The organism is Frigidibacter sp. MR17.14 (assembly GCF_037095735.1).
In the GTDB taxonomy this organism is placed as follows: Bacteria; Pseudomonadota; Alphaproteobacteria; order Rhodobacterales; family Rhodobacteraceae; genus Frigidibacter.
Genome location: NZ_JBAWKD010000002.1, coordinates 708,774 through 732,503, shown reverse-complemented (window position 1 = coordinate 732,503; position 23,730 = coordinate 708,774). Strand labels below are relative to the sequence as shown.

Below are 23,730 nucleotides of genomic sequence, written 5' to 3'. Positions count from 1 at the left end.
TTCTTCGGCGAGCTCGGCTCGGTGAACCCGATGTTCGTGCTGCCCGCGGCGCTGGCCGCGCGGGGCCCGGCGATGGGCGCGGGCTGGGCCGGCTCGCTGACGATGGGCGCGGGGCAGTTCTGCACCAACCCGGGCATCGCCGTGGTGCCCGCGGGGGCCGAGGGCGATGCCTTCGTCGCCTCGACCGCCGAGGCGCTGGGCAAGGTCGCCCCGCAGGCGATGCTGACGCAGGGCATCGCCAGGGCCTATCGCGAGGGCAAGGCGCGGTTCGACAGCCGCAACTCGGTGCGGCCTGTGTTCACCAGCGACAGCGAGGGGCGCATGGCCGCGCCCAATCTCTACGAGGTCTCTTCGGAGGCCTTCCTCGAGGATCACGCGCTGTCGGAGGAGGTCTTCGGGCCGCTCGGCCTTGTCGTGCGGGTGCCGGACGCGGCGGCGATGGTCGATCTGGCCAAGGGCTTCGAAGGCCAGCTGACCGCGACGATGCTGATGGACGAGGCCGACACCGGGGCCGCGCGGGCGCTGTTGCCGGTCTTGGAGCGCAAGGCGGGGCGGGTGCTGGTCAACGGCTTCCCCACCGGTGTCGAGGTGGTCGATGCGATGGTCCATGGCGGGCCCTATCCGGCCTCGACCAACTTCGGCGCCACCTCGGTCGGCACCCTCGCCATCCGCCGCTTCCTCAGGCCCGTCGCCTATCAGAACCTGCCCGCCGGGCTGCTCGAGGGCGACCTGGCCTGAGCAGGCGGCTCAGCCGCGGTCCCAATAGGCCGCGGCGGTGAAGTGGGCCCGGGCATGGCCGCGCGCCGTCAGCGCCTTGCGCGCGGCGCGCGCCTCGGTGCCCGAGGCCGCGAACCAAACATGGTCCTCGGGCGCGAGCGCGCCGGCACCGTCGAGCGCCGCCAGCAGGTCGTCGCAGCGCGTCACCCGCGGATCCAAGGCAAGCGCGCCCATGTCCTCGGCCGCGCAGGAGACCCAGGCACGGACCGGCACCGGCGCCACCGCCAGCATCCGTCCGATCGCGGGCAGGGCGGTGCCGTCGCCGAAGAGCCAGAGCCGCGCCCCTTCGGGGCAGCCGCCGCCGCCCGGACCCATCAGCCCGACCTCGGTCCCCGGCGCCACGGTCTCGGCCCAGCGGCAGGTCGGGCTGTCGTCGTGGCGGTAGATGTCGATGTCGAGCCAGTCCGCGCCCTGCACCGCGACGGTATAGACCGGCCGGTGCAGCGCATCCGGCCCCGCGGGCCAGACCGTGCGGCCACTGGCCGCGACGCGGGGCCAGACCGGGGCGCGCCCGGGAACCGACGGCAGCAGCAGGCGGACGTGCAGCCCCCCGGTCGCGAAACGCGCGGCCTCGGGCCCCGCCAGCCGCACCCGCAGGTAGCCCGGCACCGGCCGCGTGACCGCGACCACGCGCAGGAGCGACAGGCCCGGGGCCAGCGCGCCGACATCGACCCGGTCCCAGACGACCTCGAGCCCGACCTCGGCGAAAAGCTCGGTCGCACTGTCGCGCAGGGTGCCGATCAGCCGGTCCTCCGGCGCGGACAGATCGACCGCCAGCCCGCTGCCGTCGCGGCTCAGCCGCAGCTCGCAGCCCCAGACGAAGAGGCTCAGCCGCTCGTCTGCTTCGACCAGCGGCACCTCCCAGGCGGCGGCGCGCGCCTTCAGCGCGGCGGCGGCGGCGCCGGCGGGGCGGTCGATGCGGCCGCTGCTGCGGTATTGGCGGATTTCGGACATCGGCGACTCCCTGCTGCCGCGGCACGCTATTCCATAGTCTTTCGCTCAACAATACCCGATCCGCCGCGCAGATCGGCTTTCCGCTTCCGTTGGGTTTCGACGGAAATATCGCTTGTCGTGCCGAGGGGCCTCTGGTTATGTCTGGCAGAACACAACGAAAGGGTCCCCTATGCTGCGCGCGCTTCTCGTCTCTGCCTCGATGCTGGTCGCCGCGGCACCGCTGCAGGCCGCCGAGCTTACCGTCTTCGCCGCCGCCAGCCTGAAGACCGCGCTTGACGACTATGCGAAGACCTACGAGGCGAAGACCGGCGACAGTCTGGCGATCAGCTATGCGGGCTCGTCGCAGCTGGCCAAGCAGATCGAGGCCGGGGCGCCGGCCGATGTCTTCATCTCGGCCGCCGAGAACTGGATGGACACGGTCGAGACCGCCGGGATGATCGAGGCCGGCACCCGCCACGACCTCTTGGGCAACACGCTGGTGCTGATCGCGCATGGCAAGGACGCGGCCCCCGTCGCCATCGGCAGCGACACCGACTTCAAGGCGCTGATCGGGCAGGGCAAGCTGGCGATGGCGCTGGTCGACTCGGTGCCCGCCGGCCAGTACGGCAAGGCCGCGCTGCAACATCTGGGCCAGTGGGACGCGGTCGCCCCCGAGGTCGCGCAGGCCGACAACGTCCGCGCCGCGCTCGCGCTGGTCTCGACCGGCGAGGCGCCGTTCGGGATCGTCTATGCCACCGATGCCGTGGCCGATGACAATGTCACCGTCGCCGGCACCTTCTCGGCCGAAAGCCATCCGGCGATCATCTACCCCGCCGCGCTGGTCAAGGACGCCAAGCCCGAGGCGAAGGCCTTCCTCGACAGCCTGACCGGGCCCGAGGCGAAGGCCGCCTTCGAAGCGCAGGGCTTCACCGTCCTTGGACAATAGGGCATCGTCGCCCTCAGCATGACGGACTGGCTGACGCCCGAGGAATGGCAGGCGGTGATCCTGAGCCTGCAGGTCTCGGCCCTGGCCGTGGCCGCCAGCCTGCCATTGGGCATCCTCGTCGCCTGGGCTCTGGCACGGCGGCGGTTCTGGGGGCATGGTCTGCTGAACGGACTGGTGCACCTGCCGCTGGTGCTGCCGCCGGTCGTCACCGGCTATCTGCTGTTGCTGAGCTTCGGGCGGCGCGGGCCGGTGGGGGCCTTTCTTCATGACTGGTTCGGGATCGTCTTCGCCTTCCGCTGGACGGGGGCCGCGCTGGCGGCGGCGGTGATGGCCTTCCCGCTGATGGTCCGCGCGATCCGGCTGGCCTTCGAGGCCGTCGACCGCGGCGTCGAAGAGGCCGCGGGCACGCTGGGCGCGGGGCCCGCATGGGTGTTCCTGACCGTCACCCTGCCGCTGATCCTGCCCGGCGTTGTTGCGGGCGCGATCCTCGCCTTCGCCAAGGCGATGGGCGAGTTCGGGGCCACAATCACCTTCGTCTCGAACATCCCCGGCCAGACGCAGACGCTGCCCTCGGCCATCTACGCGCTGCTGCAGGTGCCCGGCGGCGAGGATCGGGCCGGGCGGCTGGTGATGATCTCGGTCGGGGTGGCGATGGTGGCGCTGGCGCTGTCGGAATGGGTGGGCCGGCGGGTCGCGCGCCGGATCTCGGGGCGATGACGCTGACGGTGGACATCCGGCTGGCGCGGCCGGGCTTCTCGCTTGACGTCGCCTTCGCGGCGCCCCCCGGCGTCACCGCGCTGTTCGGGCGCTCGGGGGCGGGCAAGACCACTGTCGTGCAGGCGGTGGCGGGGCTGGTGCGGCCCGATGCGGGGACGATCACGCTGGGCGACAGGGCGCTGCTGTCGCCCGCCGGCGCCGTGCCGCCGCACCGGCGGCGCATCGGCTATGTCTTTCAGGACGCCCGGCTTTTCCCGCATCTGAACGTGCGCCGCAACCTTGGCTACGGCCGCTGGTTCGCCCGCGGCCGCGCGCTGGCCGAGCCCGGGCCAGTGATCGAGATGCTGGGCATCGGCGCGCTGCTCGACCGGCCGGTGGGGGGGCTCTCGGGGGGCGAGCGGCAGCGGGTCGCGCTCGGCCGGGCGCTCTTGTCGGGGCCGGAGCTTCTGCTGATGGACGAGCCGCTGGCCGCGCTCGACCAGGCGCGCAAGGACGAGATCCTGCCCTATCTGGAGCGGCTGCGCGACGAGCTGCGGCTGCCGATCCTCTATGTCACCCATTCCGCGGCCGAGGTCGCGCGGCTGGCGACCACGGTCGTCGTGCTCGAGGCGGGCCGGGTCGCGGTGGCGGGGCCGGTGGCCGAGGTGCTGTCGGACCCGGGCGCTGGCGCGGCGCTGGGGCTGCGCGAACTGGGCGCGGTGATCGAGGCGCGGCTGGCGGGGCAGGAGCCCGATGGGCTGAGCCGGCTGTCGATTTCAGGCGGAACGCTCTTGCTGCCGCGGATCGAGGCGGCGCCTGGGGCGCGGCTGCGCGTGCGCATCCATGCCGAGGACGTGATGATCGCGCGCGCGGTGCCCGGGGCGATCTCGGCGCTGAACGTGCTGCCGGCCGTGGTCGAAAGCCTGCGGCTGGGCGAGGGGCCCGGCGCGCTGGTGCGACTGCGGATCGGGCAGGACCGGATCCTCGTGCGGCTCACCCGTCGCTCGGCGCTGGCGCTGGAGCTGGCGCCGGGGCTCGCCTGTCACGCGGTGCTGAAGTCGGTGGCGGTGGCCAAGGGCGACATCGGCAGCGGCTGAGGCCGCGGGTCAGCTGACGAACAGCCCCGGCGTGCCGGTGCCGCGGCCGACGCGGCCGATCACGGCGGCCTCGTCGAAACCGTGGCGGCGGAAGGTGGCCAGCACCGCGTCGGCGCTGTCCGGGTCGCAGGCGACCAGCAGCCCGCCCGAGGTCTGCGGGTCCGACAAGAGCGCCCGCACCTCGGGGGCAAGGCCCACGGGCAGCGTCACCTCGGCGCCATAGCTTTGCCAGTTGCGGCCCGAGGCACCGGTGATCATGCCGGCCCGCGCGAGGTCCAGTGCGCCGGGCAGCAGCGGCACCGCGTTCCAGTCGATCGTCAGCTGGCAGCCGGCGCCGCGGGCCATTTCCAGCGCGTGGCCGGCCAGTCCGAAGCCGGTGACATCGGTCAGCGCATGCACGCCCGGCAGCGCCGCAAGCTCTGGCCCCGGGGTGTTCAGCCGGGTCATCGAGGCGACCATGCGCTCATAGGCGCCCTCGGGCAGCGCGTCCTTCTTCAGCGCCGCCGACATCACGCCGACGCCCAGCGGCTTGCCCAGCACCAGCACGTCGTCGGCGCGGGCGCTGGCGTTCTTCTTCACCTGCCGCGGATCGACGATGCCCAGCACGACAAGGCCGTAGATCGGTTCGACCGAGTCGATGGTGTGGCCGCCGGCGATCGGGATCCCGGCCGCGCGGCAGGCGTCGCCGCCGCCGGCGAGGATGCGCCCGATCGTCTCGTGCGACAGCACGTTGATCGGCATGCCGACCACCGCCAGCGCGAGGATCGGCGTCGCGCCCATGGCGTAGACGTCCGAGATCGCGTTGGTCGCGGCGATGCGGCCGAAGTCATGGGCATTGTCGACGATGGGCATGAAGAAGTCGGTGGTGGCGACCAGCGCCTGGGTGTCGTTCAGCTTGTAGACCGCGGCGTCGTCCGAGGTTTCGATGCCGACGATCAGCGCCTCGGGCACCGGGAAGCCGCCGGTGCCGCGCAGAAGCCCCGACAGGACGCCGGGCGCGACCTTGCAGCCGCAGCCGCCGCCGTGGCTGAGCGAGGTGAGGCGGGGTTCGCTGGGCAGGGTCATGGCGCGGCTCCTTCGGTGACCAGCGCGGCAAGGCGCGCGGCAAGCGGGGCGAGGGCCTCTGGGGCGAGGCTGTCGGTGGCAAACGGGGTGACCGGCACCGCGACGCGGGCGCGGTGGCGGCTGTAGCGGGGGTCGTAATGGCGCTCCATCAGCTCGGCCGCCAGCGGCAGCAGGTCGCCGGCGGCGGCAAGGGCCTGCCAGCGGTCGACGGTTTCCGCCGGCTGCAGCGGCCGCAGCCGGTCGAGCGTGTCGGACAGGCGCGCGGGATCGGCGGAGACGTCGGCATAGGCGCGGGCGAGATAGGCGGCACGTTCGGGCAGCGGCGCCGCGATCTCGATCCTTGGCGCGGCGCAGAGCGCGTGCCAGAGCGCGGGCGGCAGCCGGCAGTCGCCGACCTTGGCGCTTTCGGCCTCGATCACCACCGGGCGCGTCGGGTCGAGGGCGGCGATGGCCATGGCGAGGCGGGTCTCGAACCCTTTCTGCGCCGGCTGCGGCCCCATCGCACCGAAGAGCGAGCCGCGGTGGTTCGCCAGCCCCTCGAGGTCGATCACCTGCAGGCAGTGGCCGGGCAGGCGGTTCAGAAGCTCGGTCTTGGCCGAGCCGGTGTTGCCGTCGAGCACGATGACCGGGGCCGGGAAGGGGCGGTCGTAAAGCGTTTCGACCACGAGCCGGCGGAAGGCCTTGTAGCCGCCGGCGATGGTGTCGACGCGCCAGCCGATCTGCGAAAGGATCGTGGCGAAGCTGCCCGAGCGCTGCCCGCCGCGCCAGCAGTAGACCAGCGGCCGCCAGCCCCCCGTCCGGTCGGCCAGCGGCCCCGCGATATGGGCCGAGGCGTTCTTGGCGACCAGCGCCGCGCCGATCTTGCGGGCGTCGAAGGGCGAGACCTGCTTGTAGACCGTGCCGACGCGGGCCCGTTCTTCGTCGTCCAGCACCGGCAGGCTGAGCGCGCCGGGGATGTGATCCTCGGCATATTCCGCGGGGGCGCGGACATCGATGATGTCGTCGAAGCCGAGGGCGGCGATCTGGGCGAGCGAGGTGAGGGTCACGGGCATGATCGGAAGGAGTAGCCGATGGGGACGATTAGGCAAGAGCCGGGGGAGGCGCGCCTCCCCCCAACTTCGCCGGGGTCCCCCCCTGCGACCGGGCGCTGCATCCGAGCCGTGGCGCCAGAACGCGGGGGCTCCGGTAAGATTGGTGGGGATCGCATCCCCCCGACCTTCCCTGTAGTCTCGGCCCCATGACCCAGCCCCGATTCATACACCTGCGCGTCCACACCGAATATTCGCTGCTGGAAGGTGCCGTTCCCGCCAAGAAGCTGATCAAGACCGCGGTCGAGATGGGCATGCCTGCGGTGGCGGTGACCGACACCAACAACCTCTTCGCGGCACTGGAATTTTCCGTGAATGCCAAGGGGGCCGGGGTGCAGCCGATCGTCGGTTGTCAGGTCGATCTGGCCTATGACCCGCCCGCGCCGGGCGAGAAACCGCGCGACCCGGCGGGGATCGTTCTGCTGGCGCAGAACGAGCGCGGGTATGAGAACCTGATGCGGCTGAACAGCTGCCTGTATCTCGATGCGGGCGGCGAGCTGCCGCAGGTGACGCTGGCCGAGCTCGAGGAGTTCTCGGAGGGGATCATCTGCCTGTCGGGCGGGCCGGACGGCCCCGTGGCGCGCTTCCTGCGGGCGGGGTCCGCCGCCAAGGCGCGGGCGCTGATGGAGCGGCTGGCCGCGATCTTTCCCGAGCGGCTTTATGTCGAGCTGCAGCGCCATCCGGGCGAGGGCGGGCAGTATACCGAGGCCGAGCGGCTGACCGAGCGCGGCTTCGTCGAGATGGCCTATGACATGGGCCTGCCGCTGGTCGCCACCAACGACGTCTATTTCCCGAAGGCCGCGATGTACGAGGCGCATGACGCGCTGATCTGCATCGCCGAGGGCGCCTATGTCGACCAGCAGGAGCCGCGCCGGCGCCTGACGCCGCAGCATTACCTGAAGTCGCCGGAAGAGATGGCGGCGCTGTTCGCAGACCTGCCCGAGGCCGTCGCGAACACCGTCGAGATCGCGCGCCGCTGCGCCTTCGCCGCCTACAAGCGCAAGCCGATCCTGCCGAAATTCGCCGATGACGAGGTCGAGGAGCTGGAGCGCCAGAGCTGGGAGGGCCTGCGCGCCCGGCTGGCGGTGATCCCCCATGCCGCCCCGGTCGAGGTCTACGAGGAACGCCTGCGCTTCGAGCTGGACATCATCCAGAAGATGGGCTTCCCAGGCTACTTCCTGATCGTGGCCGACTTCATCAAATGGGGCAAGGATCAGGGGATCCCGGTGGGGCCGGGCCGGGGCTCGGGCGCGGGCTCGCTGGTGGCCTATGCGCTGACGATCACCGACCTCGATCCCCTGCGCTATGCGCTGCTGTTCGAGCGGTTCCTGAACCCGGAACGGGTCTCGATGCCCGACTTCGACATCGACTTCTGCATGGACCGCCGCGAGGAGGTCATCAAATACGTGCAGGAGAAGTATGGCCGCGACAAGGTGGGGCAGATCATCACCTTCGGCCAGCTTCTGTCCAAGGCCGCGGTGCGCGACGTGGGCCGGGTGCTGCAGATGTCCTTCGGGCAGGTGGACCGGCTGTCGAAGATGATCCCGGTCGAGGGGGTGAAGCCCGTTTCGATCGAGAAGGCGCTGGCCGACGAGCCGCGCCTGCGCGAGGCCGCGAAATCCGAAGAGGTCGTGGCGCGGCTGCTGGACTATGCGCAGAAGGTCGAGGGGCTGTTGCGCAACGCCTCGACCCATGCCGCGGGCGTGGTGATCGGGGACCGGCCGCTGGACCTGCTGGTGCCCTTGTATCAGGACCCGCGGTCGGACATGCCGGCCACCCAGTTCAACATGAAATGGGTGGAACAGGCCGGTCTGGTGAAGTTCGACTTCCTCGGCCTGAAGACGCTGACGGTCATCCAGAACGCGATCTCGCTGGTCCACAACTCGGGCCGCGACCTGCATGTGGGCCCGAAGGGCGACCGGCTTTACGAGCCGAAGGCCGGGGCCGAGAACGACATCGGGCACATCCCCCTGGATGACAAGGTGACCTACGAGCTTTACGCCAACGCAAAGACCGTCGCGGTCTTCCAGGTGGAAAGCTCGGGCATGATGGATGCGCTCCGGCGCATGAAGCCCACCTGCATCGAGGACATCGTGGCGCTGGTGGCTTTGTATCGCCCCGGCCCGATGGAGAACATCCCGGTCTATTGCGAGGTGAAGCACGGGCAGCGGCCGCTCGAGTCGATCCACCCGACCATCGACCACATCCTGGCCGAGACGCAGGGCATTATCGTCTATCAGGAACAGGTGATGCAGATCGCGCAGGTCATGGCGGGCTACAGCCTTGGCGGCGCCGACCTGCTGCGCCGCGCGATGGGCAAGAAGATCGCCGAGGAGATGGCGAAAGAGCGCCCGAAGTTCATCGAGGGCGCCAAGGCCACCCACAATGTGCCCGAGAAGAAGGCGGGCGAAGTCTTCGACCTGCTTGAGAAATTCGCGAACTACGGCTTCAACAAGTCGCACGCGGCGGCCTATGCGGTGGTCAGCTACCAGACCGCCTGGCTGAAAGCGAACCACCCGGTCGAGTTCATGGCCGGCGTGATGAACTGCGATATCCACCTGACCGACAAGCTGGCGATCTACAAGCGCGAGGTCGACCGGATGGGCATCGTGACCGAGCCGCCCTGCGTCAACCGCTCGCTGGCCACATTCACGGTGACCGAGGGCAAGGTGCTTTATGCGCTGGGGGCGCTGAAGAACGTGGGCCTCGAGGCGATGAACCTGGTGGTTTCGGCGCGAAACGCGGGCGGTGTCGACCGGCCGTTCAAGACGCTGTTCGATTTCGCGCGCCGGGCGGATCTGAAGCGGATCGGCAAGCGGCCGCTCGAGATGCTGGCGAAGGCCGGGGCCTTCGACCGGATCGACGCGAACCGGCGCCGCGTGCTCGACAGCCTCGATGCGCTGGTCGCCTATTCGGCGGCGGTGCACGAGGCGGCGGCCTCGGCGCAGGTCTCGCTGTTCGGCGAGGGCGGCGACGACCTGCCCGAGCCGCGGCTGGCGCCGGGCGATGACTGGCTGCCGGCCGAGCGGCTGGCGCAAGAGCACAACGCGGTGGGCTTCTACCTGACCGGCCATCCGCTGGACGACTACATGCCTGCGCTGAAACGCAAAAAGGTGCTGAGCCTGGCCGAGCTGACCCAGGAATGCCAGGCCGGGCCGCGGGTCGCGAAGCTGGCGGGCACGGTGTCGAGCCGGCAGGAGCGGAAGTCGGCCAAGGGCAACCGCTTCGCCTTCGTGCAGCTGTCGGACCCGACCGGGCTTTACGAGGTGACGGTGTTTTCCGACACTTTGGAGGCCGCGCGGCAGTACCTTGAGACGGGGATGGCGGTGGTGCTGACGGTCGAGGCGAACCTCGAGGGCGACACGCTGAAGCTGCTGGCGCGGGGTGCGCAGCCGATCGACGCGGTGGCGGCCGAGGCGGGTAGCGCCGGGCTGCGGATCCATGTCGGCGAGGCGGCGGCCGTGGCTTCGGTCGCGGCGCTGCTCGAGCGGGTGCGGGCCGAGGCGAAGACGCGGGCGGGCAAGGGCCCGGTCAGCTTCTGCGTCGAGGATCCCGAGAGCGGCAACGAGATCGAGATCGCGCTGCCGGGCGAGATGCCGCTCAATCCGCAGATCAAGGGGGCGCTGAAGGCGATCACCGGGGTCATCGCGGTCGAGGAGCTGTAAGGCGCTGCAGGGCCTTGGAAATCGGGGGGTGACTCGCGTGCATCCACTGTACACCCCCCGTACACCCCCGGCGGACGCTGGGCTGGCGCGGCGTTAACCTTTCGCGGGCAGGGTCGTGGGCGGAGGTGCCCGATGACCGATCCAAGGATGACCGAGCCGAGACAGAATGCGAAGACGCGCGAGAACTACCATTACATGGCCGATGCGATGCGCCGGCTGGAATGGGACCTGCACAATGCGATCGTCGTCTCGGGGCAGGTGCCGGTCGCCTGGCACCGGATCGCGCAGGAGCGGGTGCCGAAGCGCAAGGAGCGGGTGACGCTGCGCCTCGACGAGGACGTGCTGCGGTTCATGCGCTCGATGGGGGCCAACTACGGCCCGCGGATCAACGAGGTGCTGCGGGTCTGGATGCATGCGCGGCTGGCCGGCGTGGTGCGCGACGCCGCGACCATCGACTATCGGCAGCGGCGGGTCGAGGAGGGCTTCGATGGGCCGCGGCCGGGCTGGGGCGACAGCGAAGGGGTGCTGGAGGCAGAGGCGCGGCGGCTGGGGCTGGATCTGGGGGAGATCGGGTGAGTTTGCTCGGCGTGCTTGCCTCGAAAGATGCGCTCGAGACGTGCGGGATGACGGGGCAAAGTGCTGTAAGCGGCCAACGTGAAACCCATTGCGGTTAAAGCGTTTTACGGCGACGATCACGACATTGCGATCTAGAGGTTGCCGCACGATGCAGACTTACGCCTTTTCCGAGCAGGTCCTTTCCGACTTCAATGACATCCCGAGCAAGCGTGTCCTGAAAGACATGATAATGCGGACAAACCTGTCCGCCGATACGAAGGCTTTGCTAATCGACATAGCCGATTTTGCTATAAAGGTCGGGACCACGGCTCTGGCGATTGGTCGGAAGGTTCTGCAGATCGCTCTCGCGGCGGTCAATACCCTTCCGTCGATGACAGTCGGCATGATCGTCGCGCTTCTTCTGGCAATGCTGATTGCAAGCGTTCCACTTGTCGGCGGTACGATGGCCGCAGTTCTCGGACCTCTGCTGCTCGCTCTGGGCCTGACAAATGGCGCGATTCAAGACCTGACGCGCAGCGATGTCGGCAAGAGGTTTCAGGCTTTTATCGCGCGGGTGCAAGAGCTGACGGAGATGATCTGAAATGGAAGATGATCTCGGGTCATTTCGAAGCGTCGAGCGCGTGGTGCAGGACGATCTCCGCTTCCGGCTGAAGCTGGGTATCGGCGAGGACGCTTACTGGTCCATGAAAAGCGGTAAGCTTCTGACAAAGGTGGTCGAGACAGGCGCCGTCGGGGCTGCCGGGGCTGCCGTCGCCGGTTCCGGTGCGGTTGCGTCGACCTTTTTCTCGGCGTCGGGCATATTGGCTTCGCTGGGCATGGGGGCTGCGGCGGTGACGCCCGTCGGATGGGTCGCTGCGGCGGCGGTGGTCTGCGCAGGAAGCTATCTTGGCGTGACCCGGTTGGCAGAACGCTACGGTTCGAGCCGGGTGAGCAAGATACCGGCTTTTATCAACACGCCCGTAGATGTCCTCGGGATGACCATCGTCGATATGATCGGCACGGTGGCGATCAAGATCGCGTCGATCGACGGAGTTGTTCTGGAAGAGGAACGCGAGGCGATCATCGAGAGCTTCGTTCTGGACTGGGGGATCGACGAGGGCTACGCCAGCGCTGCGCTGGGGGTAATCGAAGAAACCATCGAAGGGGTTCGACTTCAGCAGATCGGACAGTCCTTTGGGGCCTTCGTTCGCGACAACCCGGATTGCAATGCAGAGTTCATGGTGCGCGACGTTCTTGCGCTGACCAAAGAGATCGCGGCAGCCGACGGAACGGTTTCCGAAGTCGAAGAAATGGCTCTTGCCTGGCTCGAACGCAGCATTTGGGAAGAGGCCGGTTTCTCGACCTATCGCATGGCGAGTGAGATGGGGCGACGGGTGCAGATTGCCAGCACGAATGTGGGCGATACCTTGGCCTCGTCGGCCGAGGCGGCCGGAGAACTTGCCAAGTCTGGACTCCGCATGACGGCCGGATGGCTGGAGACCTTGCGGCGGAAGACGTAGGGCCGCGCTTCGAGAGCGCGGCCCGTCGCTGGAGCTCGGAGCGTTTCGACCCCGCCCGAGGGCGGGGCCGGCATCAACCCTGCAACGTCCGCACGCCGATCCCCTCGCTACGGGCCTTCATCGCGGCGACGGCCGAGATGCTGGCGGCGGCGGTGGTGAAGTAAGGGATCTTGTCATAGAGCGCGACCGAGCGGATGTCGCGCGAATCCGCCACCGCCTGCGAGCCCTCAGTCGTGTTCAGAACCAGCGCGATGTCGCTGTTCTTCAGGCGGTCGACGATGTTCGGACGGCCCTCGTAGACCTTCAGAACCGGCTCGGCCTCGATGCCCTCGTCCTTCAGCCAGGCGGCGGTGCCGCGGGTCGCGGTCAGGGTGAAGCCCATCGCCACCAGGTCGCGCGCCGCGGCGGCGAACTCGGCGGTCTTGTCGGCATCCTTGACCGAGACGAAGACCCGTCCCTGTTCGGGCAGGTGGGTGCCGGCGCCCATCTGCGCCTTCAGGAAGGCCAGCGCGAAGCTGCGGTCCCAGCCCATGACCTCACCGGTCGAGCGCATTTCCGGGCCGAGCAGCGTGTCGACGCCGGGGAAGCGGGCGAAGGGCAGCACCGCCTCTTTCACCGAATACCAGGGGGTGTTCGGGTCCGCGAGCGTCAGCGGGTCGGCATAGGGCAGCGCGGTGTCGGGGCCGACGCCTTCGGGGTAGGGGGCGCGCTGCGGGAAGCTTGCAAGCTTCTCGCCGGCCATGACGCGGGCGGCGATCGAGGCGATGGCGCTGTCGGTGGCCTTGGCCACGAAGGGCACGGTGCGCGAGGCGCGCGGGTTCACTTCAAGGACGTAGATCACCCCGTCCTTGATCGCGAACTGCACGTTCATCAGGCCGCGCACGTTCAGGCCCTTGGCCATCAGCACGGTCTGGCGCTTCAGTTCCGCCACCGTCTCGGCCGAGAGCGAATAGGGGGGCAGCGAGCAGGCGCTATCGCCCGAGTGCACGCCGGCCTCTTCGATGTGCTGCATGATGCCCGCGACATGCACATCGGTGCCGTCGGCGATGGCGTCGACATCGACTTCGATCGCGCCGGTCAGGTAGCTGTCCAAAAGCACCGGGTTCTTGCCCGAGACCTGCACCGCGTCACGGATGTAGCGTTCGAGCTGCTCGTCCGAGCGCACGATCTCCATCGCGCGGCCGCCCAGCACGTAGGAGGGGCGGATCACCAGCGGGTAGCCGACGCGATGGGCGATCTCGAAGGCCTGGTCGCGGTTGGTGGCGATGCCGTTCACGGGCTGCTTCAGTTCGAGGTCGTGCAGCAGCTTCTGGAACCGCTCGCGGTCCTCGGCGAGGTCGATCGCGTCGGGCGTGGTGCCGAGGATCGGGATGCCTTCGGCTTCCAGCGCGTTGGCCAGTTTCAGCGGCGTCTGGCCGCCGAACTGCACGATCACGCCGTGCAGGGTGCCGTTCTCCTGTTCCACGCGCAGGATTTCCAGCACGTGTTCCAGCGTCAGCGGTTCGAAATAGAGCCGGTCCGAGGTGTCGTAGTCGGTCGACACCGTTTCCGGGTTGCAGTTGATCATGATCGTTTCATAGCCGACCTTGGTCAGCGAGAAGCAGGCATGGCAGCAGCAGTAGTCGAACTCGATCCCCTGGCCGATCCGGTTCGGACCGCCGCCGAGGATCACGACCTTCTTGCGGTCCGAGGGACGCGCCTCGCATTCGACATCGCCCATCGCCGGGACTTCGTAGGTCGAATACATGTAGGGGGTCTGCGCCTCGAACTCGGCGGCGCAGGTGTCGATGCGCTTGAAGACGGCGGTGACGCCGAGGTTGCGGCGGGCGCGGCGGACCTGATCCTCGTCGCGGCCGGTCAGCTTGGCGAGGCGGGCATCGGTGAAGCCCATCATCTTCAGCTTGCGCAGGCCCTTCTCGTCGACCGGCAGGCCGGTCTTGCGCACGGCCTCCTCGGCCTCGACGATCTCGCGGATCCGGGCCAGGAACCAGGGGTCGAAGGCGGTGGCGGCCTGGATCTCGTCGTCGCTCAGCCCGTGGCGCATCGCCTGGGCGGTCAGGCGCATCCGGTCGGGGGTGCGCTGCGACAGCGCCTTGACCACGTCGGCCTTGCTGGGCGTCGCGTCGTCCGAGGGGACCTTGATCTCGTCGAAGCCGGTCAGGCCGGTCTCGAGGCTGGCCAGCGCCTTTTGCAGCGATTCATGGATGGTGCGGCCGATGGCCATCGCCTCGCCCACCGATTTCATCGCGGTGGTCAGCTCGGGCTTCGAGCCGGGGAATTTCTCGAAGGCGAAGCGCGGGATCTTGGTCACGACATAGTCGATGGTCGGCTCGAACGAGGCGGGCGTGACCTTGGTGATGTCGTTGTCGAGCTCATCCAGCGTGTAGCCGACGGCGAGCTTCGCGGCGATCTTGGCGATCGGGAAGCCGGTGGCCTTCGAGGCCAGCGCGGACGAGCGCGAGACGCGCGGGTTCATCTCGATCACGACCATGCGGCCGTCGGCGGGGTTGATCGCCCATTGCACGTTCGAGCCGCCGGTTTCGACGCCGATCTCGCGCAGCACGGCGATCGAGCCGTTGCGCATCGCCTGGTATTCCTTGTCGGTCAGGGTCAGCGCGGGGGCGACGGTGATCGAGTCGCCGGTGTGCACGCCCATCGGATCGACGTTCTCGATCGAGCAGACGATGATCGCGTTGTCGGCCTTGTCGCGCACCACCTCCATCTCGAATTCCTTCCAGCCGAGAAGGGATTCGTCGACGAGGATCTGCGCGACCGGCGAGGCTTCGAGCCCCGAGCGGCAGTAGTGTTCGTAGTCGTCGCGGTTGTAGGCGATGCCGCCGCCGGTGCCGCCAAGGGTGAAGGCGGGGCGGATGATCGCGGGCAGGCCGATATGCTCGATGGCTTCCATCGCCTGCGCGAGGCCGGCCTTGATGTCATACTTGCCGGTGTCGAGCTTCGGGGCCGAGACGATGGTGGCCTTGGGGTTTTCCAGCCCGATGCGGTCCATCGCCTCGCGGAAGAGCTTGCGGTCTTCGGCCATCTCGATGGCGTCGCGCTTGGCGCCGATCAGCTCGACGTTGAATTTTTCCAGCACGCCCATGTCGGCCAGCGCCAGCGCGGTGTTCAGGCCGGTCTGCCCGCCCATCGTCGGCAGGATCGCGTCGGGGCGCTCGGCCTCGACGATCTTGGCGACGACCTCGGGGGTGATCGGCTCGATATAGGTCGCGTCGGCCATTTCCGGGTCGGTCATGATCGTCGCGGGGTTCGAGTTCACCAGGATGACCCGATAGCCTTCCTCGCGCAGGGCCTTGCAGGCCTGTGCGCCGGAGTAGTCGAACTCGCAGGCCTGACCGATGACGATGGGGCCGGCACCGATGATCAGGATGGACTTGATATCTGTTCTTTTCGGCATGGGTCCTATCCTCGGGCGGCGCAAATTGTCGGCGTTATAGCTGTGGCGAGCCGGGGCGCAAGGCCAGAAGGGCCCCGGCGGGGTGCCAGATTGACGCGAGGGCTCTGGCGATCGCGCGGGGCGCGCCTATCTGGCTGAAAAGGACCGCTGTTCGCGGCGATGCGGGAGAGGGCACTGTGGAGATCACGACGGGGCCGGGGCGGGGGCCGGAGCGGGGGGCGGGGCGCGGGGACCGGTCAGCGGCCCGGATGCGGGCTGCGGCGCGGGCGCGGGACTGGCCGCCGAGTCGGCCTTGGCTCTGGGTCGAGTTCATCGGGCTTTACCTCGCGATTCCCCTGCTGATCGCGGTGTGGCTGCCGGCCTCGCGGATGTTCACCGCGCTGTTCGCGATGACCGCGCTGGGGCTGGTGCTGTTGTGGCGCACGCCGGGGTTTTCGTGGCTGCGGCTTGCGCGGGACGGCTGGCGGGGGCTGAGCCTCGGGCCGGTGGTCGTGCTGGCGGCGCTGACGGCGCTGGCCTCGGTCGCGGTGCTGGCGGCGACGGGGGGCGCGATGTTCGAACTGCCGCGCGAGCGGCCGGGGCTGTGGGTGGCGATCCTCGTGCTGTATCCGCTGCTGTCCGCGCTGCCGCAGGAGCTGATCTTCCGGCCGCTGTTCTTCCGCCGCTATGCGCGGCTGCTGCCCGGCGACCGGGCGGCGATCGTGATGAACGCGGCCGTCTTCGCCCTCGCGCATCTGATGTACTGGAGCTGGGTGGTGGCGGCGATGACCTTCGCGGGCGGGCTGGCCTTCGCCTGGGCCTACGAGGTGCGGAAAAGCCTGCCGCTGGCTGTGGTGCTGCATGCGGTGGCGGGGGGTGTGCTCTTCACCGTGGGGATGGGGGCCTATTTCTATTCGGGCAATGTCGTGCGGCCGTTCTGAGGCGGGCAGGGGGGCGCTGCCCCCGCCGCGGCTGCGCCGCGACTCCCCCGGGATATTTTCGCCGATGAGAAATGCGCTTTCTCATTGGTCTAAATATCCCCGCCGGAGGCATCGGCGGCCGTCACGCGCGCGAAGGCCGGGAAGAGGGGCTCAGGCGGGGGAGGCTCAGAACCAGAGGTCCCTCACCCTGCGATGGTCGCGGGGCAGGTCCTCGAAGCTGTCGAGCCCGTCGAAATGGTCGATGGGCAGATCGGCAATGGCGGCGGGATCGGTCGCCATCCGCAGGTTGACCACCAGCCAGCGCTGGCCGTCGCCGCGCGGCAGGCGGTCGCGATAGGCCACGAGGCAGCCGCAGGTCGGGCAGAAGTGGAAGTCGATGGCGCGGCCATGGGCGTAGCTGCGGCTGGCGCCGGTGAGCGTCGCGCCGTTGCCCTCGTGGGCGTAGGCCCAGAGCGCGCCGTAGCGGCGGCAGACGGTGCAGTTGCAGGCCGTCGCCGAGGCGAGGGGCGCGGTGAAGCGCCAGCCGAGCGCGCCGCAGTGGCAGCTGCCGTCGATCATGATCCGTCTCCGTCGGGGCCGGGCTCAGCAAAGCCCGGCCCGGCCCGCAGATCAAGGCCGTGGTTCAGGCGCGGGCGATCACTCGGCGGCGACCTGCGGCTTGGCCTTGCGCGCGGGCTCGGCCCGGCGCTCGCCCCGGCGCGCGGGGGCGGCTGCGGCGCGGGTGTCGGCGGGCAGGCGCGCCTCGGGCGGGTAGAGATAGTCGCGGGTCACGGGCACCGTGTCGGGGCGTTTCGCGAGCTGGATCTGGAACACGCATTGCCGCCCGTCGCGGAACGACATCTCGGAGGCGATCAGGTAGTAGCGCCACATCCTGAGGAAGGCCGCGTCGTACATCGCCTCGACATCGCCCGCGCGGGCGGCGACGCGGGCCTCCCAGTGGCGCAGCGTCTCGGCGTAGTGCAGGCGCAGCACCTCGATGTCGGAAAGCCAGAGCGGCGTGGTTTCGATCGCCTTCGCCGCCTCGGACAGCGAGGGGACGTAGCCGCCGGGGAAGATGTACTTGCGGATGAAGGGCGAGGTGGCCGAGGGCGCGGCCGAGCGGCCGATGGTGTGGATCAGCGCGATGCCGTCGGGGGCCAGAAGCGCGTGCACCTTCGCGAAATAGGTGTCGAACTGCGGCAGGCCGACATGTTCGAACATGCCCACCGAGACGATGCGGTCGAACTGGCCTTCCACCGCGCGGTAGTCGGTCAGGCGGATCTCGACCCGGTCCTGAAGGCCGGCGGCCGCGACGCGGGCGGTGGCGACGCGGTGCTGTTCCTCTGACAGGGTGACGCCGAGGACGCGGGCGCCGTGGTCCTGCGCGAGGCTGAGCGCCATGCCGCCCCAGCCGCAGCCGATGTCGAGCACCGTCATCCCGGGGGCAAGCCGCAGCTTGGCGGCGATATGCGCCTTCTTCTGCGCCTGCGCCTGTTCGAGCGTGTCGGCGGGGGTGCGGAAATAGGCGCAGGAATATTGCCGGTCGGCGTCGAGGAAGAGATCGTAGAGATCGTCCGACAGGTCGTAGTGCCGCGCCACGTTGTCCTTGGAGCGGCGGGCGCCGTTCCATTGCTGCAGCGGCCGCAGCGCGGTGTCGAGAAGGTCGAGCGGTCGGCGCCACCAGACCATTGGCCGCGGCCGGTTCAGGTTGACGAGCACGAGGCGCAGCAGGCCGCGCAGGTCATCGCCCTCGATGGTCAGCCCGCCTTCCATGTAGCCCTCGCCCAGCGCGAGGTCGGGGCTGGTGACCAGCCGGCGCGGCAGGCCGGGATCGGTGAGCCGGACCGTGACCGCCGGCGCGTCGGCACCGGCGCCGCGCCCGTAGCGGCTGCTGTGCCCATCGGGCCAGGTCAGCGTCAGCTGCCCGATCTCAACAAAACGGTTCAGTAGGTTGTCGAGGAGCTTTCCCCACATGCATGCGACTCCGTCAGGCGGCAAATCGGAGACTGGCTGGTCGCTTCCGCCCCTCGGACACGGTCTGCCGCCTGGGGCCGCCGCCGGGGCCATCGCGCCCGGGGATCACGGCCGGTCACGGGGCAAGCCCCGCGAGCGAAACGAAAACCTCGGAACGTGTAAACCGAACGTTAACCATTTAGTCAGGACGCGGTTCCTCTGGGAAGGGGGAATTGCTGCATCTGCAACAAATTTTTGGCGAGGGCGTGGCGAGGCCTGCCAGCGGCGTGCGCGCCCGCCCGGGTATCGGCCCGCGCGCCGGCCTGCACACCCGCCTGCACACCCGCCTGCCCACCCGCCTGACGCGCGTGGCTTGACTTCGCCTTGGCTTGGCGGCAGGCACGGTCGCGCGTCTTTCGCCGGGGTCCGGGGGCGCGCGCGACCAAGGGCCCGCTGGAAAGGGAAGACCGATGCACGCATACCGCAGCCACACCTGTGCGGGCCTGAACAAGAGCCATGCCGGCGAGACCGTGCGCCTGTCGGGCTGGGTGCACCGGGTGCGCGACCACGGCGGCGTGCTGTTCATCGACCTGCGCGACCATTACGGCCTGACCCAGGTGATCGCCGATGGCGACAGCCCGGCCTTCGCCACGCTCGAGAAGCTGCGCGCCGAGACGGTGATCCGCATCGACGGCCGCGTGAAGCTGCGCGACGCGAGCCTCGTCAACGCCAAGATCCCGACCGGCGAGATCGAGGTCTATGCCGTGGAATGCGAGATCCTCGGCCCCTCCGAGGACCTGCCGCTGCCGGTCTTCGGCGAGCCGGACTATCCGGAAGAGACGCGTCTGACCTACCGCTTCCTCGACCTGCGCCGCGAGGGGCTGCACCGCAAGATGATGCTGCGCTCGAACGTCGTGCGCTCGATCCGCAACCGGATGTGGAACGCGAATTTCAACGAGTTCCAGACGCCGATCATCACCGCGTCCTCGCCCGAGGGCGCGCGCGACTTCCTCGTGCCCTCGCGGCTGCATCCGGGCAAGTTCTACGCGCTGCCGCAGGCGCCGCAGCAGTTCAAGCAGCTGATCATGGTCGCGGGCTTCGACCGCTACTTCCAGATCGCGCCCTGCTTCCGCGACGAGGACCCGCGCGCCGACCGCTCGCCCACCGACTTCTACCAGCTCGACATCGAGATGAGCTTCGTGAAGCAGGATGACGTCTTCGCCGCCGTCCAGCCGGTGATCCAGGGCCTGTTCGAGGAATTCGCGCCGACGAAGACCGTCTACAAGGACTGGCCGCTGATCCCCTACAAGGAGGCGCTGCTGAAATACGGCTCGGACAAGCCGGACCTGCGCAACCCGATCGAGATGCAGGTGGTCAGCGAGCATTTCGCCGGTTCCGGCTTCGCGATCTTCGCGAAACTGCTGGAGCAGGACGGCACCGAGGTCCGCGCGATCCCGGCGCCGAAGGGCGGCAGCCGCAAGTTCTGCGACCGGATGAACGCCTTCGCGCAGCAGCAGGGCCTGCCGGGCATGGGCTACATCTTCTGGCGCAAGGCCGAGGATGGGTCGATGGAGGCCGCGGGGCCGCTGGCGAAGAACATCGGGCCCGAGCGCACCGAGGCCATCCGCGCGCAGCTGGGGCTGGGCGAGGGCGATGCGGCCTTCTTCCTGGGCGGCAAGCCCGAAAGCTTCGAGGCCGTCGCCGGCCGCGCCCGCAACGTGATCGGCGAAGAGCTGGGCCTGACCGAGAAGGACTGCTTCCGCTTCGCCTGGATCGTCGACTTCCCGATGTTCGAGAAGACCGACGACGGCAAGATCGACTTCTCGCACAACCCGTTCTCGATGCCGCAGGGCGGGCTCGAGGCGCTGTCGGGCGATCCGCTGGCGGTCCATGCCTACCAGTACGACCTGGCCTGCAACGGCTACGAGCTGATCTCGGGCGGGATCCGCAACCACACGCCGGAAATCATGTACAAGGCGTTCGAGATCGCGGGCTATCCGAATTCGGAAGTCGACAAGCGCTTCGGCGGCATGGTGAAGGCGTTCAAATACGGCGCCCCCCCGCACGGTGGTTGCGCCATGGGCATCGACCGCGTGGTGATGCTGCTGGCCGACGAGGTGAACATCCGCGAGGTCATCATGTTCCCGATGAACCAGCGCGCGGAAGACCTGATGATGAACGCGCCCTCCGAGCCGACGAACGAGCAGCTGCGCGAACTGCGGCTGCGTGTGTNGCTGGCCGACGAGGTGAACATCCGCGAGGTCATCATGTTCCCGATGAACCAGCGCGCGGAAGACCTGATGATGAACGCGCCCTCCGAGCCGACGAACGAGCAGCTGCGCGAACTGCGGCTGCGTGTGTTGCCGAAGGACAGCTAAAGAAAACAGGTCGGGGGGGCTCGCGAGCCCCCCCGCGCCCCCCCGCGCTCGGGCGCATTTGCCCGGTGGCTCGCGGGATCGTGCAGGTTGGTTAGGGGCTTTGCGCTAGTGTTGCTCGGGCGGCCCCGCATACTGGCGGGAGCCGTCGGAGGACCGGATGCCGAGCCACGCCACCATCGCCGCCCTGCGCTTCGGATACGGGCTTGGCCCCGGGCAGGCCAGCGATGCCGCGGCGCTTCTGGCGGATCTGGACGGGCCCGATCCGATGCCGGGCCGCTTCCCGGCCCCCGGCATGGAGGCGGTGCAGGCGCTGATCCTGTCCTTCCGCGAAGCGCGTGGCGCCAGCAAGGACGGGCGCGCCGCGCTCGAGGCCTACCGCGCCGAGCAGCGCCACGCCGTCGCCCTGACGCGTGCCAATGGCGCCGCGGTGATCGCCCGCGGGGTGGCGGCGCCGGTCGGGTTCCGCGAGCGGCTGGTGGCTTTCTGGGCTGATCATTTCACCGTCATCGGCCGCGGGGCCGAGCTGCGCCCCATGGTGCTGGCCTTTGCAGACGAGGCGATCCGGCCCCATGTCGCGGGCTCGTTTCCGGCGATGCTGCGCGCGGCCACCCTGCATCCGGCGATGCTGGTCTACCTCGAACAGGCCTTCTCGGTCGGGCCGAACAGCGTGCCGGGCAAGCGGGGCAGGGGCCTGAACGAGAACCTCGGGCGCGAAGTGCTCGAACTGCACACGCTGGGCGCCGGTGCGGGCTACGATCAGGCCGACGTGCGGCAGATGGCGCTGCTCTTGACCGGGCTCACCTGGACCCCGCGCGGCGGCATGGTCTTCCGCCCCGGCGCGGCGGAACCGGGGGCCGAGACGGTGCTGGGCCGCCGCTATGGCGGGCCGGGCCCGGCGCGGATCGAGGATATCGAGGCGGCGCTCGACGACCTCGCCCGCCGGCCCGAGACGGCGCGGCATCTGGCGCGCAAGCTGGCGGTGCATTTCTGCGCCGATGACCCGGACCCTGCGCTGGTCGACGCCATGGCCGCGGCCTATGCGGCGGGCGACGGCCAGCTGATGCCGGTCTACCGCGCGCTGCTGGCGCATCCCGCCGCCTGGGAGAGCTTCGGGCAAAAGGTCCGCCAGCCGCAGGACTTCCTGATCGCCGCGCTGCGCGCGCTGCAGGTGCCGTCCGAGGCGGTGGCGGGTCTTGACGTGGCCGAGGCGAACCGGCGGATCTTCCAGCCCCTGCGCCGCCTTGGCCAGCCGCTGGGCGAGCCCGACGGGCCGAACGGCTGGCCCGAGGACGCCGCGGTCTGGATCCACCCGCAGGGGCTGGCGGCGCGGATCGACTGGGCGATGAACGCGCCCCGTCTCTGGCGCGACGACCCGCCCGAGCCGCGGGCGTTCCTGGCCGCGGCGCTGGGCGATGCCGCGGACCCCGGCCTTGCCACCGCGGTGGCGCGGGCCGAGACCGAACGCGAGGCGGTGGGGCTGGTGCTGGCCTCGCCCGCCTTCAACCGACGCTGAGGGGGGCGCCATGCTCGACCGTCGCCAGATCCTGAAGGGCGCCGCGCTGATCGGCTGTTCGGCCGCGGCGCATCCGCTTCTGTCCACCGTCACCTTCGCCGCCGCCCCGGGCGAGAACCGGCTGTGTGTCATCATCCTGCGCGGGGCGATGGACGGGCTCGACCTCTGCCGGCCGGTCGCCGACCCGCTGCTGGCCGCCTACCGCCCCGGCCTCGCCGCCGCCCGCGACCCGGCGACCGAGCTGGGCAACGGCTGGGCGCTGCATCCCGCGCTGGCGCCGCTGATGCCGCTCTGGGCGCAGGGACAGCTTGGCGTGGTGCAGGCGACATCGACCCCCTACCGCGACAAGCGCAGCCATTTCGACGGGCAGGACATCCTCGAGGCCGGGACCGGCGGCGACCTGCCGCCCGCCAGCCAGCGCGACGGCTGGCTGAACCGGATGCTGCAGGCGATGCCGGGGCTCGGCTCGGAAACCGCCTTCTCGGTGGGCGCCGAGGGGATGCTGATCCTGTCCGGCGCCGCCAGGGTCGCCAGCTGGTCGCCCGACACGAAGCTGGCGCTGAGCCCCCAGGCCCAGCTGCTGCTGGAAAGCCTTTACCACGATGATCCGCTCTTCCGCGACGCGGGGGCGGCGGCGATGGCGCTGGCGGGCGAGATCGGTGCCGACCCGACGGCGGCCGGCCCGGGTGGCAACGGCGCGAACCTGCGGCTTGCGCGTTTCGCGGCCGAGCGGCTGGCGGGCGAGACCCGGATCGCCGCCTTCTCGATCGCCGGCTGGGACACCCACCGCGCGCAGACGGGCGTGATGCGCGGCAACCTCGCACGGCTGGCGCAGGTGATCCTTGCGCTGCGCGACGGGCTCGGCCCGGTCTGGGCCCGCACGACGGTGCTGGCGATGACCGAATTCGGCCGCACCGCGCGCGAGAACGGCACCGGCGGCACCGACCACGGCACCGGCGGCGCGATGCTGGTCGCCGGCGGCGCGGTGAAGGGCGGGCGGGTCATGGGCCGCTGGCCCGGCCTCGACGAGGCCGCGCTCTACGACCGGCGCGACATCCTGCCCACCTCGGACGTGCGCGCCTGGGCGGGCTGGGCGATGCGCGGCCTCTACGGCTTCGACCGCGCGCTGGTCGAGGGCACGGTCTTCCCCGGCCTCGACCTGGGCGAGAATCCGGGCCTGCTGCTCTGATCCCGCTTTCGCATTGGCACAAATATCCTCGGGGGGGCGGGGGG

Annotated in this window: 16 protein-coding genes and 2 pseudogenes; 12 read left to right on the top strand and 6 right to left on the bottom strand. The window is 69.7% G+C overall.

The window, feature by feature from the left end; all coding sequences use genetic code 11:
• A pseudogene (locus tag V8J36_RS08615) lies at positions 1 to 738 on the top strand (aldehyde dehydrogenase (NADP(+))); the annotation flags it as partial.
• Between the two features lie 9 nt (positions 739 to 747).
• Here V8J36_RS08615 and V8J36_RS08610 read toward each other — a convergent pair.
• The gene (locus V8J36_RS08610) at positions 748 to 1,731 is read right to left on the bottom strand and encodes a siderophore-interacting protein (RefSeq protein WP_336466879.1); all 984 of its coding nucleotides are present in this window, start codon (positions 1,729 to 1,731) and stop codon (positions 748 to 750) included.
• A 169-nt stretch (positions 1,732 to 1,900) separates the two neighbouring features.
• On the opposite strand from V8J36_RS08610, the gene modA reads away from it, so the two are divergent.
• The 3 genes from modA to modC are packed head-to-tail and all read left to right on the top strand — an operon-like array spanning position 1,901 to position 4,449.
• Positions 1,901 to 2,656 carry a molybdate ABC transporter substrate-binding protein gene (gene modA / locus V8J36_RS08605; protein ID WP_336466878.1) on the top strand — a complete coding sequence of 252 codons (756 nt, stop codon included), beginning with the start codon at positions 1,901 to 1,903 and terminating at the stop codon, positions 2,654 to 2,656.
• 18 nt (positions 2,657 to 2,674) lie between these two features.
• Positions 2,675 to 3,373 (top strand): molybdate ABC transporter permease subunit, encoded by a 699-nt coding sequence (modB, locus tag V8J36_RS08600; protein ID WP_336466877.1) that lies wholly within the window; start codon positions 2,675 to 2,677, stop codon positions 3,371 to 3,373.
• Positions 3,370 to 4,449 (top strand): molybdenum ABC transporter ATP-binding protein, encoded by a 1,080-nt coding sequence (gene modC, locus V8J36_RS08595; protein WP_336466876.1) that lies wholly within the window; start codon positions 3,370 to 3,372, stop codon positions 4,447 to 4,449. Before modB ends, modC begins: the two co-directional genes overlap by 4 nt.
• A 9-nt stretch (positions 4,450 to 4,458) precedes the next feature.
• Here the strand turns inward: modC and selD are convergent, their stop codons facing one another.
• Together selD and mnmH are read right to left on the bottom strand one after the other, a co-directional pair.
• Positions 4,459 to 5,514: a selenide, water dikinase SelD gene (gene selD, locus V8J36_RS08590; RefSeq protein ID WP_336466875.1), complete on the bottom strand. Its 1,056-nt coding sequence runs from the start codon at positions 5,512 to 5,514 to the stop codon at positions 4,459 to 4,461.
• Positions 5,511 to 6,566, bottom strand: coding sequence for a tRNA 2-selenouridine(34) synthase MnmH (mnmH, locus tag V8J36_RS08585; RefSeq protein WP_336466874.1), 1,056 nt, complete (start codon positions 6,564 to 6,566; stop codon positions 5,511 to 5,513). The genes selD and mnmH overlap by 4 nt, the downstream gene beginning before the upstream one ends.
• A 185-nt stretch (positions 6,567 to 6,751) precedes the next feature.
• On the opposite strand from mnmH, the gene dnaE reads away from it, so the two are divergent.
• The 4 genes from dnaE to V8J36_RS08565 all read left to right on the top strand — a co-directional run bounded on the left by dnaE (position 6,752) and on the right by V8J36_RS08565 (position 12,342).
• A complete protein-coding gene (gene dnaE, locus V8J36_RS08580; protein ID WP_336466873.1) occupies positions 6,752 to 10,267 on the top strand; it encodes a DNA polymerase III subunit alpha in 3,516 nt (1,171 codons plus the stop codon).
• Between the two features lie 147 nt (positions 10,268 to 10,414).
• Positions 10,415 to 10,843, top strand: a complete 429-nt coding sequence (locus V8J36_RS08575; RefSeq protein ID WP_336466872.1) for a BrnA antitoxin family protein — start codon at positions 10,415 to 10,417, stop codon at positions 10,841 to 10,843.
• Positions 10,844 to 10,991: 148 nt separating this feature from the next.
• Positions 10,992 to 11,423 carry a hypothetical protein gene (locus tag V8J36_RS08570; RefSeq protein ID WP_336466871.1) on the top strand — a complete coding sequence of 144 codons (432 nt, stop codon included), beginning with the start codon at positions 10,992 to 10,994 and terminating at the stop codon, positions 11,421 to 11,423.
• A 1-nt stretch (position 11,424) separates the two neighbouring features.
• Entirely contained in the window at positions 11,425 to 12,342 is a 918-nt protein-coding gene (locus V8J36_RS08565) for a tellurite resistance TerB family protein (protein WP_336466870.1), read from the top strand.
• Between the two features lie 73 nt (positions 12,343 to 12,415).
• Here V8J36_RS08565 and carB read toward each other — a convergent pair whose 3' ends face one another.
• The gene (gene carB, locus V8J36_RS08560; RefSeq protein ID WP_336466869.1) at positions 12,416 to 15,754 is read right to left on the bottom strand and encodes a carbamoyl-phosphate synthase large subunit; all 3,339 of its coding nucleotides are present in this window, start codon (positions 15,752 to 15,754) and stop codon (positions 12,416 to 12,418) included.
• Positions 15,755 to 16,002: 248 nt separating this feature from the next.
• Between carB and V8J36_RS08555 the strand changes: the two genes are divergently transcribed.
• A complete protein-coding gene (locus tag V8J36_RS08555) occupies positions 16,003 to 16,674 on the top strand; it encodes a CPBP family intramembrane glutamic endopeptidase (RefSeq protein WP_336466868.1) in 672 nt (223 codons plus the stop codon).
• 165 nt (positions 16,675 to 16,839) lie between these two features.
• Here the strand turns inward: V8J36_RS08555 and V8J36_RS08550 are convergent, their stop codons facing one another.
• Entirely contained in the window at positions 16,840 to 17,232 is a 393-nt protein-coding gene (locus V8J36_RS08550) for a GFA family protein (protein WP_336466867.1), read from the bottom strand.
• Positions 17,233 to 17,310: 78 nt separating this feature from the next.
• On the bottom strand, positions 17,311 to 18,627 hold the full coding sequence (locus V8J36_RS08545) for a cyclopropane-fatty-acyl-phospholipid synthase family protein (RefSeq protein WP_336466866.1): 1,317 nt from the start codon (positions 18,625 to 18,627) through the stop codon (positions 17,311 to 17,313).
• Positions 18,628 to 19,076: 449 nt separating this feature from the next.
• On the opposite strand from V8J36_RS08545, the pseudogene aspS reads away from it, so the two are divergent.
• The 3 genes and pseudogenes from aspS to V8J36_RS08530 all read left to right on the top strand — a co-directional run.
• Positions 19,077 to 20,852: pseudogene (gene aspS / locus V8J36_RS08540) on the top strand (aspartate--tRNA ligase); the annotation flags it as partial.
• A gap of 289 nt (positions 20,853 to 21,141) precedes the next feature.
• The gene (locus V8J36_RS08535) at positions 21,142 to 22,497 is read left to right on the top strand and encodes a DUF1800 domain-containing protein (protein ID WP_336466865.1); all 1,356 of its coding nucleotides are present in this window, start codon (positions 21,142 to 21,144) and stop codon (positions 22,495 to 22,497) included.
• Positions 22,498 to 22,507: 10 nt separating this feature from the next.
• Positions 22,508 to 23,686 (top strand): DUF1501 domain-containing protein, encoded by a 1,179-nt coding sequence (locus tag V8J36_RS08530; RefSeq protein WP_336466864.1) that lies wholly within the window; start codon positions 22,508 to 22,510, stop codon positions 23,684 to 23,686.
• Positions 23,687 to 23,730 lie beyond the last annotated feature (44 nt).